The organism is Chryseobacterium endalhagicum (assembly GCF_016745235.1).
Taxonomy (GTDB): domain Bacteria; phylum Bacteroidota; class Bacteroidia; order Flavobacteriales; family Weeksellaceae; genus Chryseobacterium; species Chryseobacterium endalhagicum.
The window spans coordinates 834,332-850,686 of the sequence record NZ_JAELVM010000001.1 but is presented as its reverse complement, the minus strand read 5'-3'; the positions used below and the strand labels follow the sequence as shown (position 1 = coordinate 850,686).

The window sequence follows — 16,355 nt, the reverse complement described above, 5'->3', positions numbered from 1 at the left end:
GTTTTGGAGTGTGAAATTTTATTTAAATTTGACTTATTATCCACTTAAAGCCTTGGAAAGAATTACTGAATTAATAACAATCAAATCAATACGGGAAATTCCAAGTGTTGATTATATATCTAATATTCCGCGCCATAAAAAACTTAAATTAGTTTTTACAAATTCTGTTCAACACTTACGACAAGATTTTGGTAGAGATTTAGAAAAAAAGCTTCCTGCATTTCAAATCGCGGTTCCTGATATAAACCATGAAATATATATTTGTAAACTGATTACAGATAAAGAAATAATTGCCAATCAGTTATTTTTTGAACGCTGTGCGAAGGATTACAGGGAATTGGGATCAAAGTTAATTCATTTATTAATTCAGAAAAAGAAAGTAAAACTAAATCCTGAATTTCCGTTTCTTACTTTTAATAAGCTTAAAGGCAGCAGAAGAATGCACCGCGGGAAAATTGATGGCTGGATTTTTTTTTTTCACGGGTATCACTGTTGTTTTCAAAATATAAAAACAAAACAAGAAATAGAGGTTCCCATTATGTTTGGTATGGAGTTCGGAGATCTTGATCCTTATTTCTTCAGTCTTTATATCAAATCAACCCCGGAATATCAACCATTACCGGTAGATATTTATGAAAATTTTGATGACGGACGCAGAATTCTTGAAGTCATGCTAAAGCTGGATTTATTTGAAAGAATTAATTCCAGTATAGCCAATCACTCAGGAATAGCTGTAAAAGACAGGGATAAAATTCAAATTAATGTACTTGATCCCGAGACTTATTTCGCAGAACCTAAGTCTAAAATAGCCACAATTCTTAAATTCTTAAAATTAAAATTATGATTAAATTCAAATACGTCATTCTTTACGTTGAAGATGTTGAAAAATCAATGAATTTTTATCAGGACACATTCGGGACAACTATAAAGTTTATTACTCCTGAAAAAGATTACGGCGAACTGATTACGGGTGAAACTACCCTATCCTTTGCATCCATAAGTCTGGCCAGCTCCAATATAAAGCAGGGTTTTCTGTCTTCAAAATCAGTGGAAAAACCATTTGGAATTGAATTGGGATTCACAACGGACGATGTGGAAAGTCTTCTGGAAAAAGCGATTAAAAACGGAGCAGTTCTGTACGAGAATATCGCTGTAAAACCTTGGGGGCAAAAGGTGGCTTACATTAAAGATCCTGATCATTATTTAGTAGAAATCTGTACAGAAATTCAGTAAACCAAAATCATATTCCGCATTCTATGGAAATCAGAAAATTAGAAAAACTTACCGGAAATCCTACCGGAAACTGGGGACACAACGGCTATGAAACGGACAGAATATTATCTGTTTCTTTCGTGGAATTTGCCGGTTCTTTTGAATTTGTATTAAAGGAAAAGCAGATTAGCTACACCAAAATCTGGGAGACTGATTCTGATGATATTGAGGAGCTCAACCAGATTATTGAGGAAGGACATTCTTTCGGGTTTTTCGAAAATGATGAACTGATGGGCTGGATCATCTGTGAGCACAGGACATGGAACAACAGCTTCTACATTGAAAATATACTGATCAGTGAAAAATTCAGAAGAAACGGAGCCGGCGCCCAGCTTATCAAAAGCGCGGTAAGGGAAGCCCGGAATTTAAACTGCAGGGTCATTGAACTTGAAACGCAAAATACCAATTTCCCGGCCATTCAGTTTTACAGAAGAATGGGTTTCAGCATTACTGGACTGAATACCCGGTTGTATGAAAACCCTGAAGAAACGGCGGTTTTTATGACACTGGATTTATAAATGAAATACCACTACCCGCAATTCAAAACATATAATCGACAGAAACTATAAAATGTATTGAAATTTTTATTTTGTACCGAATGGTACAATTATATACCTTTGTCCCAGAAAATAATCCCAATGGCAGGAAGACCTAAAATATTTGATGAATGTGAAGCAATAGCAAAAGCAACTGAAGTTTTCAGAGAAAAAGGCTATGATACGGCTTCTGCTGATGAATTGCTGGTTGCCATGGGTATTGGAAAAGGCAGTTTCTATCATGCTTTTAAAGGAGGAAAGCAGGAATTGTATACACGGTCCATCAGTCAGTTTTCAGAGTATTTTTCCAAAAAAATATCGCAGAGTATTGCAGAGGCAGACGATAAAATAGAATTCCTGAGACAGTTTTTCCTCAGCCTGGCTTATGCTTCGGACTGTGATAAAGAACGAGGCTGCTATTTAGGGAATGCTCTGGTTCAGCTTTCTGAAAAAGATCATGAAATCAAGGAAATAACGGCTCAGTTGCTTAGAAATCTGCAGGTTATTTTTGCAGAGACGATCAGGAATGCCCAGAAAATCGGGCAGCTCAAAAGTACTGAAGATCCCGAAATTATGGGATGGCACCTAAGCAATCTGTGGAACGGAATCCATGTAACGAGAAGAATGGAAAGTTCTCCGGAGATCTTAAGAAGCATTATTGAAATGAATCTTAAAATACTGGAATAAAAAAATTTAAACAATTTTGTACCAAATAGTACAAATTAAAATATCGATTAATTTAAATACAAAAAATGTCATGAACATTACCAACAACATCATCCTTATTACTGGCGGAGGTTCAGGAATCGGATTAGAAATTGCAAAGTCACTGAATACATCCAACACCGTCATCATTGCAGGACGGAATAAAGCCAAGCTTGATGCCGCGGCTGAAGGCTTAGAGAATATCTTTACCATTCAGGCTGATATTACGAAAGAAGAGGATGTAAACCGCTTGATTGAAGAGATAAAAGTGAATTTTGGAGGGCTGAATATCCTGATCAACAACGCCGGACATGCCTACGCTTATACCATTTCTGAGACTTCAGATACTTACAGCAAGGCAGTCGCAGAATTTGAAACCAATTATTTCGCGCCAATCCGTCTTACAGAAAAGTTACTCCCTTTACTGAAACAGCAGGAAAATGCCGCGGTGGTGAATGTTTCTTCTATTGTTGCGTTTGCGCCAGGCTCTCATGTTCCTACTTATTCTGATTCTAAAGCAGCCCTGCATTCTTACACCAAAATACTGAGACACGAACTGGCAAAAAACACAGCTGTTAAAGTTTTTGAATTGATGCCCCCTCTTGTCAACACGGACTTTTCAGTAGAAATCGGAGGCAGGGAAAATGGTATTCCGGCTTCTGATGTGGCGGACAGTCTGGTAAAAGCTCTTCAGGAGAACATTTACGAGATCCGCGTAGGAAATACTGAAGTTCTGTACAGCAATTTCTTTGCTCATTCGGAAGGTGCTTTCAGTATGATGAACGCCTAATTTTTTCAGCATACTATTGATTCACTGCGGGAGAAGACTTGTCTTTTCCCGCAGTTTTATTAATAAAACATGAGTGGCTGGAAGCTGGAAGAGGGAGGCCGGAAGTTACTGTTAGACACTAGTATTAAACAGTTGTTTTTTAATTTGTTCAAGAGATTAAAAAAATTAATGAAAACGGCGTATTTCTTCCTTTGGCTTCAATAACTTCCCTCTTCCGGCCTCAAGCTTCCTGGCTCTATTATACAACCGAAAATGTCTTAACCAAAACTCAGATTAATATATATCTTACATTCTGCTTTATTCCTGAATTTTTAAATCAATTCAATTATTAAATCTTTAAATTTTAAACAATACACTATAAATCACATAAACGTGTGTTAAAAATTCTTATATTAGTAATCAACAAATTAAAAATATTAACTGCTATGAAAAATTTAAAGAAACTTTCGAGAAAGCAGCTGGGAATCATCAGCGGAGGCGATACGGCGTATGCATTATGTGATATGGACGGAAACTGTCCTCCAACATTCGGGTCTTACTATTGCAGCGGCGGAACCTGCTACAGATCAGACGGCGGCGGTAATCCGGGAGGAGGCTGCAATGAGCCAATGCGTTTATGCCAGCCATGGGAAACCGGCTGCGGATGTGTTTACTTTTAAAAGAAAATATTGTTAGATAAAAGAAGGGGGCGGTTTTTACCGCTCTTTTTTGTATTACAGATCTATGAATGCTATAAATACAATATATTAGCGCCATGAAATATTTAGAAAAAATTCAAGGATTATTTCCATTAGGTTATATGTACTTAATAATTCTTGGACTTTTAAAGGAAACTCTTCTTTTTTATCCGCTGGGAATTAATATTCTGAAGTATTCTTCTCTTACGGATATTCTGCTTAGTCCTATTTCAGATATGATTTCCAATCCTATCCTGATCCTCATGGTGGTTTCGGTAGTGGTTCTTTTCTTTTTAATTCAGGTTTTGTTTATCAGATACAGCCATACCAACCTGGTTCAGAAAATCATGAAAAGCTACAGAATGAATCCGGATCTTGATAAACGCGAGCTCCGAAAAGTGATGATCCCCGTCTTCGTGATTCTGGCAGGCTTTGAATTATTGGCTCTGTTTGTCGGTTTAGGAATTGGACAAGGTGCAAAAATTAAAAAGAAGTTGGAAACGCAGACATTAACGCAAAACTACATTCTTACTAGCGGCTCCGGAGAAAAATCTCCGGTTTATATGATCGATATTAACAGCATCTACTATTTCTACATTAAAAAAGGTGAAAAACAGATCAGAATAGCTCCTGTAGGAAGCATCGGCAACCTTGAAGTGATCAATAAAAAATAATATGAAAAACAAACCTATAACCGAATACGCTGATACAGAACTGATCAGCAACGAGAAAAAGCTAAAAGTCATGAGTATTATGCTGGGCACATTCATGATCCTGATGTTTTTTGTGATGATCGCCCTGACTCTTAAAAAGGGTTTTACTCCGCTCATCACTGTTCCTATCTGTCTGTTTCCTTTACTGGTCATTAATATCACTACCTGGAAAAAATTCAAAAAAGAAAAAGAAAGAAGAAATCTACCCTGATTTAATTCAACTTCAGTGTAAAATTTACAACAGTTACCAGGATTTATTTCCAAAGTAAAAATACTCAGACCTTATGTTATGTAAGGTCTTTTTTTTGGTCCCAATTCGTTTAAAATATAATTTAAATAATTCAATAAATAATCATTATTAATTAATTTAAATAATCAATAATTTATAATTAGAATATTTTTATCACCAATAATTGAAATACAGTTTATTTTTTATACATTTATCACGAACTAAAACAATAATTATTAATTACTATGAAAAAAACATTCTTGTTTGCTATTGCATGTTTCTTTTTCCTGACATCATGTAATAACGAAAGCATTCCAGCTGCGGCTCAGGACAGCCTGAAAACAGAAGCTATTCAGAATTTCAAACGCGCCATTACCACCGTTAATACTTCTAAAAATCTTCCTCTGAGTGAAGAAAAACAGAATCCTGAGTATCCGTTTCCACAATTAAGCGAAAAAAGAAAAGACATTCTGGTTCCTGCCGCAAAATCCTTAATAAAATCTACGGGAGTAAAAGAGGAAGAGATTGAAAAAGCCACTCAGGGGGATAAAACCAAAATCATCCTGTGGGCCATGGAAATCTTCCACGACAATTACACGAATTCTTCTTTTTAACCTTAAAGCTTTAATTAATACATCCATATGAAAAATATTTCATCATTCCTTTTATTCTTAATCGGAACTTTCGCATATGCCCAAATGGGAAGCATGACCATCTATAATTTTTCAACCCAGAGTGTGAGTTACAACCTGATGGGCACCAATGACAACAGCTTTCCTATGGACTGCCAGCCCATCGTTGAAGGGAATTCTGCAACACCATTAGCTCCATCTTCCACTGTGGTTTATTCTCAATACAACACCAGCCATCTGGTGACCCCTCCTATCAATCAGTGGGCTGTAATTTCGGAAGCTATAGGTATTCCCGGCCAGACCTATAATGTTTCTGCCGGAGTGGCCATCCCGCCTGTCATCACCACTCCTACATCATGGCAATCTCTACGCCTGACTTTTTCAAATGGAGAAACCATCCATCTTGCAAGAGACTGCGGCTATGTTGACAGTCATCACGGTGCTTTTAACGAATCAACAGCAAGCGGTATCACGGCTACGTGGAACTATTTAGGAAATAATGTTGTGGTATTTATCAATTAATACATTTACAGCATCAATCATAAGGCAGACCTGCAACCGGGTCTGCTTTTTTAATTGGAGTCGGATAAAAATTTATTCGTTTTTGAGATTAAAACAATTCAAAACAAAGTAATAAACCAGCCTTTTCAACTGTTATTAGTATATGAAAACAATCCAATTACTTATTTTCTTTTTCATGTCCTTGATCTCTGTTTCAGCCCAAACCATCGGTACTGAGGCCTTTTTTGATACTTCGGACCATGTTAAGATCAAATATAAAATTTCCGGAAAGGGAGAAGCATGCATCTATGTTCCCGGCGGTCCCGGACAGGGATATCCGTCTTTTGAACTTCTGGGCGGAAGCAGTCTGGAGAAAAAAATGAAGATGATTTATATGGATCAGCGGGGATCCGGTGAATCAGGAAAATCGGACAATTATCATCTGGAAGCGATGGTTCAGGATATTGAGGAGCTCAGACAGCATCTGAAGCTGGACAAAGTTTTTCTACTGGCTCATTCTTTCGGAGGAATTATTGCCGTTAATTATGCTAAAAAATATCCTCAGCATATCAAAGGACTTATTCTTGCCAATATTACGCTTCATTTTCTTAACGATGAGACTTTAAAAGAACAGATCGAACACGGAAACAGTCTTCTTGGACAGCAGAACAAAACCGTTATCAAGGACAGTCTTTCCACAGAACTTTCAAAAGTAAGTTCAGCTTTAAGAAAGAAAAGAATCGGGTATAAATTTCTTACCGAGGATATTGAAACCATCAGACAAACGGACAAAATAGATTCTCTTCATCCAAGGATCATCGATTTTGGCATGGCCGTGATCTCAAAGCCTAAAGAGTTCCCGGAATATTACGCCGATCATGCACCGCTCACAAAAGACATTCATGTTCCGGTCCTGATCATCACAGGGAAAAAAGATAAAGCGGTAGGAACGCAGCATTACAAAACATTTCAGTTTCCTGATCAGAAAATTGTTTCCATTGATGGCGGACATCTTTTGTATTATGAGAAAAACAGGGAGTTTGTGGATGCAGTCTGGAAGTTTGTGAGTAAGCGTGAGTAAATTAAATACTTATAGAAAATAAATTTTAAACACCAATTAGCACATTTTTTTATTTTTATGCAGAACAGAAATTTCATCTTTTGTGAAAATACTTGGGGTAATGTTTATCAAACCTAATAAAATTATTAACATATAATCTAAAGACTTCAACCTAAGTACTAACCCGGAAAAGTTTCAACAAAATAAGGGAACATATTTAGATAAAGAGACCAGACATCATCATATAGATTTCCACAATCCTTGTATAAAGAATTTATATATTTGAAAATACTTAAAACAATACTATGAATCAATATCAAACTAATGAAAATCTATCCAAACTTGAAAATAATAAAATCAAACCACAAAATTGGGACAAAATAACAATTTCACTACTTACTCTTTCTGGATTAATAATACTATTCTCCTTTTGTTCACCATATCTTTTTACTCAATTCTCAAGTAATATTGATTTCAATGATACAGGACAAATTGGAGATACTTTAGGAGGAATAATAAACCCTTTCATTGCCTTAAGTGGTGTTATATTGACATTCTTAGCATTTTATATGCAAATTAAGGCCAATCAGATTCAAATTACACAATTCAATTCAACAATAGAAAAGGAAAAGGAATCAAGAATCTTTAATGACAAGTATAATTCTTACAATCACATTTCCTTATTAATAACAGACATCGAATATATTCTTGATGATATTAATAAAAAAATTGAAAAGATCGAAGAATATATCAGGCTTGAAAGTGATGATGATTTGACAACTCATACACTTTTTAGAACACCTTCTATTCAGTACTCAAAAGTTTTAGAGCTTGATAGATTAGAAATATATAAAGGCTTTAATTTTTTTATAGGAATTAATTCAAGAGATAGCTTAATTATCTATAATAAACTATATAATATTTTAAATTTCTTACCAGACTTTTTTAAATCAATATATGACAATTATGAAAATCATTCTAGAAATATATTAGAGATTAAGAATACTATTAGAAATGATTTAAATAACTTATTAGATGAAGCATCTCAAATTATTAATAACTCTTACACTGATCCAAATTCTTCAAATTATTTAAAAAAACCAGAAGTGATAATATGTAATAAATTAATCGAAAGTTATTATTTAATTATCAATGAAAGTTATGATACTAATTTAAATGTAGCTAAAGAAACAGATTTTAATAAATTAAATAAAGTTTTAGAAACATTCATATATGAAGCACTTAAAATACGTAGAGAAGTATTGAATTATGATCGATCAATAGAAAAACTTATGGAAAATTCTTCATTTATTAGGAAGAACATTCATGATGCTAAACAACAAAAAGTATCATTTATCATCTCATTAAAAAATGAATATGATAAATTCACAAACCAACAAGATGGAACTTTAGTTAGTCTAGCAAATGTAAAAGAAAAAATTTCAAATTCTCTTCAAAAAATAGATCTTCACTCGGATCTATAAAAAGCTCAGCGCGGCCTCCGGCCGCGCTGAGCTATATATAAAGTTCAATCTAAATTAAAACTTAAGATCTCCGTTCACCTCTCTTACAGCATTAGCCGCTTCAGCAAACTTCAACTGCTCATCAGCAGTAAGCGTTACGTTAACGATTTTTTCTACTCCGTTAGCTCCGATAATAGCAGGAACTCCTAAGCAGATATCATTTTGTCCGTATTCACCTTCAAGCATTAAAGAACAAGGGATCATTTTTTTCTGGTCGCAAGCGATAGCCTGAACCATTACAGAAACTGCTGCACCTGGAGCATACCAGGCTGAAGTTCCTAATAATTTAGTAAGAGTAGCACCTCCTACTTTAGTTTCTTCGATTACATATTTTTGCTGTTCATCGCTTAAGAACTCAGTGACAGGCACTCCATTTCTTGTCGCTTTGCTCAACAATGGAAGCATTCCTGTATCACTGTGTGCAGCGATTACCATACCGTCTACGTCTGAAATTGGAGCTTCCAAAGCTTCAGCCAATCTGTATTTGAATCTTGCAGAATCCAGTGCACCACCCATTCCGATGATTTTGTGCTTAGGAAGACCTGAAGTTTTGTGTACCAAATAAGCCATAGTATCCATTGGGTTGGAAACTACGATGATAATAACTTCCGGAGAATGTTTTACTAAATTTTGAGTAACATCTTTTACGATACCCGCGTTGATACCGATCAGCTCTTCTCTGGTCATTCCAGGTTTTCTTGGAATCCCTGAAGTGATCACTGCTACATGAGAACCTGCAGTTTTGCTGTAATCTCCCGTTGTTCCGGTAATTTTCGTATCGAATCCGTTAAGCGATGCAGTCTGCATCAAATCCATTGCTTTACCTTCAGCAAATCCTTCTTTAATGTCTACTAAAACTACTTCAGAACAGAAGTTTTTCATTGCGATGTATTCCGCACAGCTTGCTCCTACAGCGCCTGCACCTACTACAGTTACTTTCATATTGTATACTTTTTTTAAAATTATTTATTTGTTCAGTTTAAAAATTGAAACTCCCAAATTTAACAATTCCTGAAAAAATGGGCAATTTTTCAGGAATTTAATTAGGCTTTAATACAATTAATTTAATTCACGTTCAGTAAAAACGTATAGAGTTTTTTAGCTCCCGACAGAACTTCGTTGTAGTTTTCCTCAGTCACTTCAGTATCCAGGACCTCTTTGAAGTTTTTCCACATAGGTCCTGTATTCTCCTGGTAGCACCCGAAGAAATTGAACGTTACGTTGTCAAAGCCTTCTGTTTTGGAAAGCTGTTTTGCAATTACATTTCCACCCAAAGTAGAACCTTCAATCACATACATAGCTCCCAAAGCTTCGTGTTCATTATCAAACTGAAGATCGTGTGAAGCTACCTGATTTTCCAGAGAAAGACTTTTAAGATCCTTTTCAATAAGAGAAAGCTTTTTCCTGTCGTTGAGCTGAAGCTTCTCCGAATATTTATCAGAAAGACTTCCGAATATTTTATCTTCACTGTGAAGAAGCATCAGATAATTCGTATGGATGATCTTTTTGTAATCTTCAAGTGTAAAGGTTTTATTAAAAATTTTTTCAGAATTGAAAAGTTTCTCCGCAGCATCGTGATATTCCGCTGTATTCTGTTTAAGATACTCTGATACCATAAATAAGGTTTTTAAAGTTTCCCAAATTTACGGCTTTTTGAATGTTAAAATGAAACAAGTCCCCTCTTTATTACTCTCATAATCCACATTTCCCCCAAGCCTTTGCATAATTCTGTGGACAATGGACAGTCCTACCCCATTTCCTTTAAATTTTTTAGCATTATCCATCCGGTTGAAAATCTTAAACATCTTATGCTTTTCATCCTGAGGAATTCCTATTCCGTTATCTGAGATTCTATAAACAATATTCCCGTCTGCTTCCTCGCCCCAGATTTCTACCTGAGGTTTATCCTGATGGGATGAATATTTCACCGCGTTATTGATGATATTTAAAAACACCTGATGAAGCATGGTTTTATCCGCCAGAACATCAGGACATTCTTTGATCATAATCTCAGTGTCCGGACTTTCAAAAGTGATCTTTGCGTTTTCCGAAATCTTCAGTAATGTCCGGGAAGTCTGTAAGCGCTCCAGCTCTATTTCACTGTGTTTTGCACGGCTCAGCTGCAGAACATCATGCATCATTTCCGCCATATTGTCGATTTCCTCAACGATAGAGCTCAGTTTACTTTTATTTTTTTCTGTTTTTTCAAAATTGGAAAGCAGCATTTGAGCATTCAGCTTCATCACCGTCAAAGGCGTTCCCAGGTCATGAGAAATTGTGTAGGAAAAACTATCCAGTTCTTCATTCACCTTTCGCAATTCATTGTTCAAAGATTTGATCGCGTTATACTGTTTGTGCGAAGTTTCCAGGATCACATCCCGTACAGCCTGCACTGAACTGACATCTCTGGAATTCCACCTCTTTGAATTTCCTTTAATATTTTCAGTAAAAATCTGGAAAGACGTTCTCGGCGAAACGATATGTTTTTCCTCTCCATTTTGCAGCAGAACCCCGATTTTCTTCTCAGGATTTCCTGCCCAATCGATATGCTCATCAAACTCCCTGCGGAACCAGATCAGCATTTCTTTTTTACTTCTTTCGATAAAATAAATAATAATTCCGGCTGCCGTTTCATCCAATCCGAGCTCCTGCCCGTAATCTTTAAGAAAACTCCGGCTCACATACATGCTTTCTTCTGTATTCTCAAGAGCCCAGTGAGTAATCCGGTCAATAGTTTCCCGGTTCGGAACAGTTCCTGTACTCACCGTTTCACTTTCGGAAATAATCACAAGGCCGTCTGCTGCAGGCAGATTTTTAATCTTCCCTTTATTTTCCACAAGAGAATCGAACAGATGATTATGCTTTAAAAATTCAGCTTTCAACTGAGCCGCTTTTTCGTTCAGCTCCAGGCGGTAATTCAGTTCTTTTTTAGATTTAAATGAGGAATAGGCATTGGAAGCCAAAGCCGTAAAAATTCCGGCCTGCACCCTGTCTTCAAGGTCAATATGTTTCGGCTCCGAGTTCTGGCAGGTCACCAGTCCCCAGAGATGGTCATCAATAATAATAGATATGCTGAAGCTGGAAGATGCTCCGGAATTCTTGATGTACTGCCCATGCACAGGTGACATTCCGCGTGAAGCCACAAAAGTAAGGTCAATATCCTCTTTCTTCCTGCTGATCAGCGGAACCGTTTCAGCATACACATTGCTGAATATTCTTTTTCTTTTTTTCAGATAAAGCTCCCTGGCCTGTCTCGGAATATCGGATTCCGGGTAATGGAGCCCAAGATAGCTGTCCATATGATCACTTCTCCGTTCTGCAATCACTTTTCCGGAACCGTCCATCATAAATTTATACACCATCATCCGGTCATAATTCACAATTTTGGAAAGTGTGCTTAACAGCTGCTCCCAAAGATCATGCTCATTATCAATGACGTAAAAATTATCATATTTATTGGAAATACGCTTATTCGGGTTCTCCTGAACGGCTTCAAATTCAAGGAAAATATGCTTCCCGCATCTGAATACAGAAAAATGATATTCCTTACCATCAAGGAATACTTTGTCAAAATGAGTTTCGTTTTCTCTCTTGGTAAAACTGCTCAAAGAAACATAAAGATCCGAATCCATAACTGGGCGGAAAATTTCAGAAAAGTCCGCAAGCTGCCTGTCGAAAAGCTGTTCCGCATTTCCGATCCTAAACAAATCCGTAATATTCCTGCTGAAAAACGTGATGGAGTGAGATTCTGCGTCAATGCCAATCAGGTATCCAAAACTTTGTAAATACCCAGGAATATGGATGGGCTCCTCATGGCATTCTATAAAATTCATATGTATCTTTGATCTATCAAATATAACGTTTTTTTTAACGACATATTACTTTGTGGTACGAAATCCCGGAAGTCCTTAAAACACCGTTATCCCTGCAATCCGTGACATGAATCTATCTGATTTTCAGCCCTTATACGCTTGCTTTTTCTATACTGATAATGGCTTTTAATTTATAATATACTAAAAATATTCAGGCGGGTCAAGTTTAATTTCCCGATCATGATTCATCACATGAATGTTGGATTAAATCTTAAAACAATTACGTTAATTAAACAAAATTTATTAAATTTATATCACCAAATAATGAATACGGTTAAAAATTGTTGAATTTTTTTGCATTATTTTCAATAAAGTCCTCATTTAAATTCAAATAATATGACTATGAAAAAGTTCCCTTTAATGATCCTCACTACAGCAGTACATTTTGACGTATACAATGTAATGTCGCATGGCCTGAACTACAAACCTGAAACAGGAATAGGTTGTATACCAGATATACAAAAGATTCCCAGAAAGATATTGAAAGAATAAATTTTCTTCAAAATTCAAAGGTTTCCACAATAATACACTCACTTAAACACAAATTCTATGACCCTTTTTTCAACAAAAAAGAGAAGCATGCTGTTTTGTGCCCTGCTGGCAGGTTTATCCGTCAGCGCACAGATCCAGGATTCGCTGCAGCACAGCAAACAGGAAGAAGATAATGTAAAATACCCTGTACTCCAGATCAAAGGTCTTTTCCAGGCCCGGTATCTTGTTGGCATGGCCAAAGATGTAGATGTCAACGGACTTCATCATGCCGACGGGTCGGGAACCAGCAATAATTTCATGCTCAAATACATGAGAATCCAGGTTCGGGCCCAGATCAGCAAGCGCACGGAAGTGGTAGCACTGGCCAATCTTGCCGACTTTAAAAACGATCCTAAAAGCAGAGTTCTTGAAAATGCTTACCTGAAATACACTTTCAACCCGAAACTAGCATTTACAGTGGGACAGTTCAGACCCTGGTTCGGGATTGAAGAAACTTATCCTATCGATATTATCAAATCTCTGGACTGGTCCAATCAGTATACAGAATTCGGGAAACTGGGCTGGACAAGCTTTCAGATCGGACTTTCTGCGACAGGACAGCTTAAACTGGGCAATATCCCCTTTCAGTACGCAGTTTCTGTGGTGAACGGCAACGGAAAGAATCAGATCAATGACAACGACAACGGAAAACAGTATTCTACAAGATTGGTTTTTGGTCTGTCCGAAAAATACAATTTCAATGTCGGCCTGAACGGTGGGATCGGGGAAGTTTTAAGTAAAAAAGTATACGCCGTGGGAATCGACCTCAGCTCACTCATCCAGTTTGATCCGAAATGGAGCCTGGATATGCAGCTGGAAGCCAAACAAGCTACTAATCATGTTCTTTACAACACGATGGATCCGGAACTGAGACCTTCCAATCCTGACCAATATCTGATCCGCGGTGCTTATTTCCTTCCGAATCTACGGTACGAGATCAACCATAAAAACCTCAGCGCCTTCGAACTTTCCTGCCGGTACGAATATCTGGACACCAACTTCAGACTGAATTCTAATCCAAGACAGACCATCACGCCGATGTTCGGGCTGGAATTCCTGAAAAATTATGGAGCAAGAATCCAGCTGGGTGTTCAGTTCGACCGATACAAACATCAGGTGGAAAACACATCACAATACAACAACAATCTGTTCATCGTTCAGGTGCAGAGTAGATTTTAACCGCTTAAACAGTATATATTATGAAAGAAATTAATATCAGAAATATTGCGATAACGTTTGCCGTTGCGCTGATCATATGGTTTATCCCCGCTCCGGAAGGTGTAGCGGAGAACGCCTGGCATCTGTTTGCGATTTTTGCAGCAACGATTCTGGGAATCATCCTTAAAGCAGCGCCTATGGGCACCATGTGTATGATGGCCATTGCATTTACAGCGCTTACTCAGGTGGTTGCACCGGGAGATGCCGGAAAATCCATCACAAAAGCACTTTCCGGATTCGGGGATAAAGTGATCTGGCTCATCGGGATTTCATTCTTTATCGCCAGAGGATTTATCAAAACAGGATTAGGAAACCGTATTGCTTTCCTATTCATCAGAATTTTCGGTAAAAGCTCGCTGGGACTGGCTTACGGACTTGGATTAGCCGATGTATGTCTGGCTCCCGCCATCCCGAGTAATACCGCAAGAGGAGGCGGAATTATCTACCCGATCATGAAATCAATGGCCATCAGCTTCGATTCTGTTCCTGAAAAACCGGAAACCCACAGAAAACTGGGCTCTTTCCTTACCCTGAACAGTTATTATATGAACCTCATCGCATCCTCCATCTTTCTTACCGGAACCGCGAGTAACCCGATGTGTCAGAAATTTGCAGCGAATTTAGGAATTAATATTACGTGGATGTCATGGGCCGCCGCCGGATTTGTTCCCGGACTGGTCGCATTTTTCGTGGTTCCGTTGGTTTTATACAAATTATATCCGCCTGAATTGAAAAAAACAGGAGATGCACCGAAAATGGCGGCTCAGAAATTAAAAGAAATGGGACCAATTTCCAGAAACGAATGGTTAATGCTATTGGCTTTCTTTATCCTTTTAGCGCTTTGGATATTCGGAGGAGCATTGTCTATTGATGCTACGACTACAGCTTTCATCGGGCTTACCATGCTGCTTCTTACTTCAGTACTGACATGGGAAGACATCAAAGGTGAAAAGGGAGCCTGGGATACCATCGTATGGTTTGCGGTTCTGGTGATGATGGCCAGTTCTTTAAACGAACTTGGTTTCATTGGCTGGTTCAGCGATCTGATCAAAGTAAAAATAGGCGGATTAAGCTGGCAGGTTGCCTTTCCGGTGATTATTGTGGTGTACTTTTTCAGCCATTATATTTTCGCGAGTGCAACAGCTCATGTGGCCGCTATGTATGCAGCCTTATTGGGCGTTGGTGTTTCTTTGGGAATTCCGCCTATGTTACTGGCTATGATGCTTGGTTTCTTAGGATCAATTTATGGAGTTCTTACCCATTACGGACATGGTCCTGCCCCGGTATTCTACGGCAGCGGTTATGTTGAGCTGAAAGCCTGGTGGCTGAGAGGTCTGGAAATCGGAATTGTTTTACTTATCATCTACATGGTCGTCGGAGGCCTTTGGATGAAAGTTTTAGGATATTATTAATCATTTAAATCAAAAATATGCTGTCAACCTTGTCAAGAAAAATGCTGATGTGCCTTACAGGACTATTCCTGAGCTTCTTTCTGTTGATTCACTTCTTGGGAAATCTCCAGCTGTTTCTTCCGCCGGAACAGGCGCATCTTCAATTCAATGCCTATTCGCATTTTCTGTCCGGAAATATCCTGATCAAAATGGTTTCGTACATTCTGTATGCAAGTATTATCCTGCATGCTCTGGATGGACTGGTGATTACCCTGAAAAATAAAAAATCAGCAGGCCATTATCAGTCGGAAAACCGCGGAAGAGCCAGCAAATGGTATTCCCGGAATATGGGAATCCTCGGTACTCTGATCCTGATCTTCCTGGTGATCCACTTTCAGAATTTCTGGTATGTGTACAAATTCGGAAGCCCGCCGCTGGATGACAACGGAAATAAAGATCTGTACATCCTTGTCGTAACGGTTTTTAAAGAATGGTGGTACGTGGTGATCTACGTTCTTTCAATGGCCGCTTTATGCTATCACCTGATCCACGGAATTCACAGTGCGGCCAGAACGCTCGGATTATTTCACCCCAAGTTTGTGAAATGGTTCAAAACTGCCGGAATCATCTATTCAGTGATCATCAGTATAGGTTTTGCGCTGATGCCCGTTTACGTATTCTTCACTGCCCATTAAACAGAAATGT

At 37.8% G+C, this 16,355-nt stretch carries 18 protein-coding genes; 15 read left to right on the top strand and 3 right to left on the bottom strand.

Annotation, left to right across the window (positions count from 1 at the left end):
• The first annotated feature begins 52 nt into the window (after positions 1 to 52).
• The 12 genes from JET18_RS03800 to JET18_RS03745 all read left to right on the top strand — a co-directional run bounded on the left by JET18_RS03800 (position 53) and on the right by JET18_RS03745 (position 8,599).
• Positions 53 to 844 carry a DUF6896 domain-containing protein gene (locus tag JET18_RS03800; RefSeq protein ID WP_202089283.1) on the top strand — a complete coding sequence of 264 codons (792 nt, stop codon included), beginning with the start codon at positions 53 to 55 and terminating at the stop codon, positions 842 to 844.
• Complete coding sequence (locus JET18_RS03795; RefSeq protein ID WP_202089282.1) at positions 841 to 1,233, top strand: VOC family protein; 393 nt, start codon at positions 841 to 843, stop codon at positions 1,231 to 1,233. The genes JET18_RS03800 and JET18_RS03795 overlap by 4 nt, the downstream gene beginning before the upstream one ends.
• Positions 1,234 to 1,256: 23 nt before the next feature.
• Positions 1,257 to 1,790: a GNAT family N-acetyltransferase gene (locus tag JET18_RS03790; RefSeq protein ID WP_202089281.1), complete on the top strand. Its 534-nt coding sequence runs from the start codon at positions 1,257 to 1,259 to the stop codon at positions 1,788 to 1,790.
• A gap of 120 nt (positions 1,791 to 1,910) precedes the next feature.
• Entirely contained in the window at positions 1,911 to 2,495 is a 585-nt protein-coding gene (locus JET18_RS03785) for a TetR/AcrR family transcriptional regulator (protein ID WP_202089280.1), read from the top strand.
• Positions 2,496 to 2,565: 70 nt separating this feature from the next.
• Positions 2,566 to 3,303: an SDR family oxidoreductase gene (locus JET18_RS03780; protein ID WP_202089279.1), complete on the top strand. Its 738-nt coding sequence runs from the start codon at positions 2,566 to 2,568 to the stop codon at positions 3,301 to 3,303.
• Positions 3,304 to 3,728: 425 nt separating this feature from the next.
• A complete protein-coding gene (locus JET18_RS03775; protein WP_202089278.1) occupies positions 3,729 to 3,962 on the top strand; it encodes a bacteriocin-like protein in 234 nt (77 codons plus the stop codon).
• A gap of 140 nt (positions 3,963 to 4,102) precedes the next feature.
• Positions 4,103 to 4,654 (top strand): hypothetical protein, encoded by a 552-nt coding sequence (locus JET18_RS03770; RefSeq protein ID WP_202089277.1) that lies wholly within the window; start codon positions 4,103 to 4,105, stop codon positions 4,652 to 4,654.
• A gap of 1 nt (position 4,655) precedes the next feature.
• Complete coding sequence (locus JET18_RS03765) at positions 4,656 to 4,904, top strand: hypothetical protein (protein WP_202089276.1); 249 nt, start codon at positions 4,656 to 4,658, stop codon at positions 4,902 to 4,904.
• 263 nt (positions 4,905 to 5,167) lie between these two features.
• Entirely contained in the window at positions 5,168 to 5,536 is a 369-nt protein-coding gene (locus JET18_RS03760) for a hypothetical protein (protein WP_202089275.1), read from the top strand.
• Between the two features lie 27 nt (positions 5,537 to 5,563).
• A complete protein-coding gene (locus tag JET18_RS03755; RefSeq protein ID WP_202089274.1) occupies positions 5,564 to 6,076 on the top strand; it encodes a hypothetical protein in 513 nt (170 codons plus the stop codon).
• Positions 6,077 to 6,218: 142 nt separating this feature from the next.
• Positions 6,219 to 7,136: an alpha/beta fold hydrolase gene (locus JET18_RS03750; protein WP_202089273.1), complete on the top strand. Its 918-nt coding sequence runs from the start codon at positions 6,219 to 6,221 to the stop codon at positions 7,134 to 7,136.
• A gap of 284 nt (positions 7,137 to 7,420) precedes the next feature.
• Complete coding sequence (locus JET18_RS03745) at positions 7,421 to 8,599, top strand: hypothetical protein (RefSeq protein WP_202089272.1); 1,179 nt, start codon at positions 7,421 to 7,423, stop codon at positions 8,597 to 8,599.
• 54 nt (positions 8,600 to 8,653) lie between these two features.
• Here JET18_RS03745 and JET18_RS03740 read toward each other — a convergent pair whose 3' ends face one another.
• From JET18_RS03740 to JET18_RS03730, 3 genes are all read right to left on the bottom strand, one after another.
• Positions 8,654 to 9,580: a malate dehydrogenase gene (locus tag JET18_RS03740; RefSeq protein ID WP_202089271.1), complete on the bottom strand. Its 927-nt coding sequence runs from the start codon at positions 9,578 to 9,580 to the stop codon at positions 8,654 to 8,656.
• Between the two features lie 122 nt (positions 9,581 to 9,702).
• Complete coding sequence (locus JET18_RS03735) at positions 9,703 to 10,254, bottom strand: biliverdin-producing heme oxygenase (RefSeq protein ID WP_202089270.1); 552 nt, start codon at positions 10,252 to 10,254, stop codon at positions 9,703 to 9,705.
• 27 nt (positions 10,255 to 10,281) lie between these two features.
• On the bottom strand, positions 10,282 to 12,471 hold the full coding sequence (locus tag JET18_RS03730; protein WP_202089269.1) for an ATP-binding protein: 2,190 nt from the start codon (positions 12,469 to 12,471) through the stop codon (positions 10,282 to 10,284).
• A gap of 588 nt (positions 12,472 to 13,059) precedes the next feature.
• On the opposite strand from JET18_RS03730, the gene JET18_RS03725 reads away from it, so the two are divergent.
• From JET18_RS03725 to JET18_RS03715, 3 genes are read left to right on the top strand one after another with little or no spacing between them, the layout of a single operon-like run.
• Positions 13,060 to 14,220: a porin gene (locus JET18_RS03725; protein WP_202089268.1), complete on the top strand. Its 1,161-nt coding sequence runs from the start codon at positions 13,060 to 13,062 to the stop codon at positions 14,218 to 14,220.
• Between the two features lie 20 nt (positions 14,221 to 14,240).
• Positions 14,241 to 15,671: an anion permease gene (locus JET18_RS03720; RefSeq protein ID WP_202089267.1), complete on the top strand. Its 1,431-nt coding sequence runs from the start codon at positions 14,241 to 14,243 to the stop codon at positions 15,669 to 15,671.
• A 17-nt stretch (positions 15,672 to 15,688) separates the two neighbouring features.
• A complete protein-coding gene (locus JET18_RS03715; protein ID WP_202089266.1) occupies positions 15,689 to 16,345 on the top strand; it encodes a succinate dehydrogenase cytochrome b subunit in 657 nt (218 codons plus the stop codon).
• Positions 16,346 to 16,355: the final 10 nt, after the last annotated feature.

What these genes read in the sequence shown, in the direction of transcription:
- JET18_RS03780 (WP_202089279.1), top strand. Translation starts at nt 2,566, where the DNA reads ATGAACATTACCAACAACATCATCCTTATTACTGGCGGAGGTTCAGGA.
- JET18_RS03725 (WP_202089268.1), top strand. Translation starts at nt 13,060, where the DNA reads ATGACCCTTTTTTCAACAAAAAAGAGAAGCATGCTGTTTTGTGCCCTG.
- JET18_RS03755 (WP_202089274.1), top strand. Translation starts at nt 5,564, where the DNA reads ATGAAAAATATTTCATCATTCCTTTTATTCTTAATCGGAACTTTCGCA.
- JET18_RS03715 (WP_202089266.1), top strand. Translation starts at nt 15,689, where the DNA reads ATGCTGTCAACCTTGTCAAGAAAAATGCTGATGTGCCTTACAGGACTA.
- JET18_RS03720 (WP_202089267.1), top strand. Translation starts at nt 14,241, where the DNA reads ATGAAAGAAATTAATATCAGAAATATTGCGATAACGTTTGCCGTTGCG.
- JET18_RS03790 (WP_202089281.1), top strand. Translation starts at nt 1,257, where the DNA reads ATGGAAATCAGAAAATTAGAAAAACTTACCGGAAATCCTACCGGAAAC.
- JET18_RS03760 (WP_202089275.1), top strand. Translation starts at nt 5,168, where the DNA reads ATGAAAAAAACATTCTTGTTTGCTATTGCATGTTTCTTTTTCCTGACA.
- JET18_RS03740 (WP_202089271.1), bottom strand. Translation starts at nt 9,580, where the DNA reads ATGAAAGTAACTGTAGTAGGTGCAGGCGCTGTAGGAGCAAGCTGTGCG.
- JET18_RS03785 (WP_202089280.1), top strand. Translation starts at nt 1,911, where the DNA reads ATGGCAGGAAGACCTAAAATATTTGATGAATGTGAAGCAATAGCAAAA.
- JET18_RS03750 (WP_202089273.1), top strand. Translation starts at nt 6,219, where the DNA reads ATGAAAACAATCCAATTACTTATTTTCTTTTTCATGTCCTTGATCTCT.
- JET18_RS03775 (WP_202089278.1), top strand. Translation starts at nt 3,729, where the DNA reads ATGAAAAATTTAAAGAAACTTTCGAGAAAGCAGCTGGGAATCATCAGC.
- JET18_RS03745 (WP_202089272.1), top strand. Translation starts at nt 7,421, where the DNA reads ATGAATCAATATCAAACTAATGAAAATCTATCCAAACTTGAAAATAAT.
- JET18_RS03735 (WP_202089270.1), bottom strand. Translation starts at nt 10,254, where the DNA reads ATGGTATCAGAGTATCTTAAACAGAATACAGCGGAATATCACGATGCT.
- JET18_RS03770 (WP_202089277.1), top strand. Translation starts at nt 4,103, where the DNA reads ATGTACTTAATAATTCTTGGACTTTTAAAGGAAACTCTTCTTTTTTAT.
- JET18_RS03765 (WP_202089276.1), top strand. Translation starts at nt 4,656, where the DNA reads ATGAAAAACAAACCTATAACCGAATACGCTGATACAGAACTGATCAGC.
- JET18_RS03795 (WP_202089282.1), top strand. Translation starts at nt 841, where the DNA reads ATGATTAAATTCAAATACGTCATTCTTTACGTTGAAGATGTTGAAAAA.
- JET18_RS03730 (WP_202089269.1), bottom strand. Translation starts at nt 12,471, where the DNA reads ATGAATTTTATAGAATGCCATGAGGAGCCCATCCATATTCCTGGGTAT.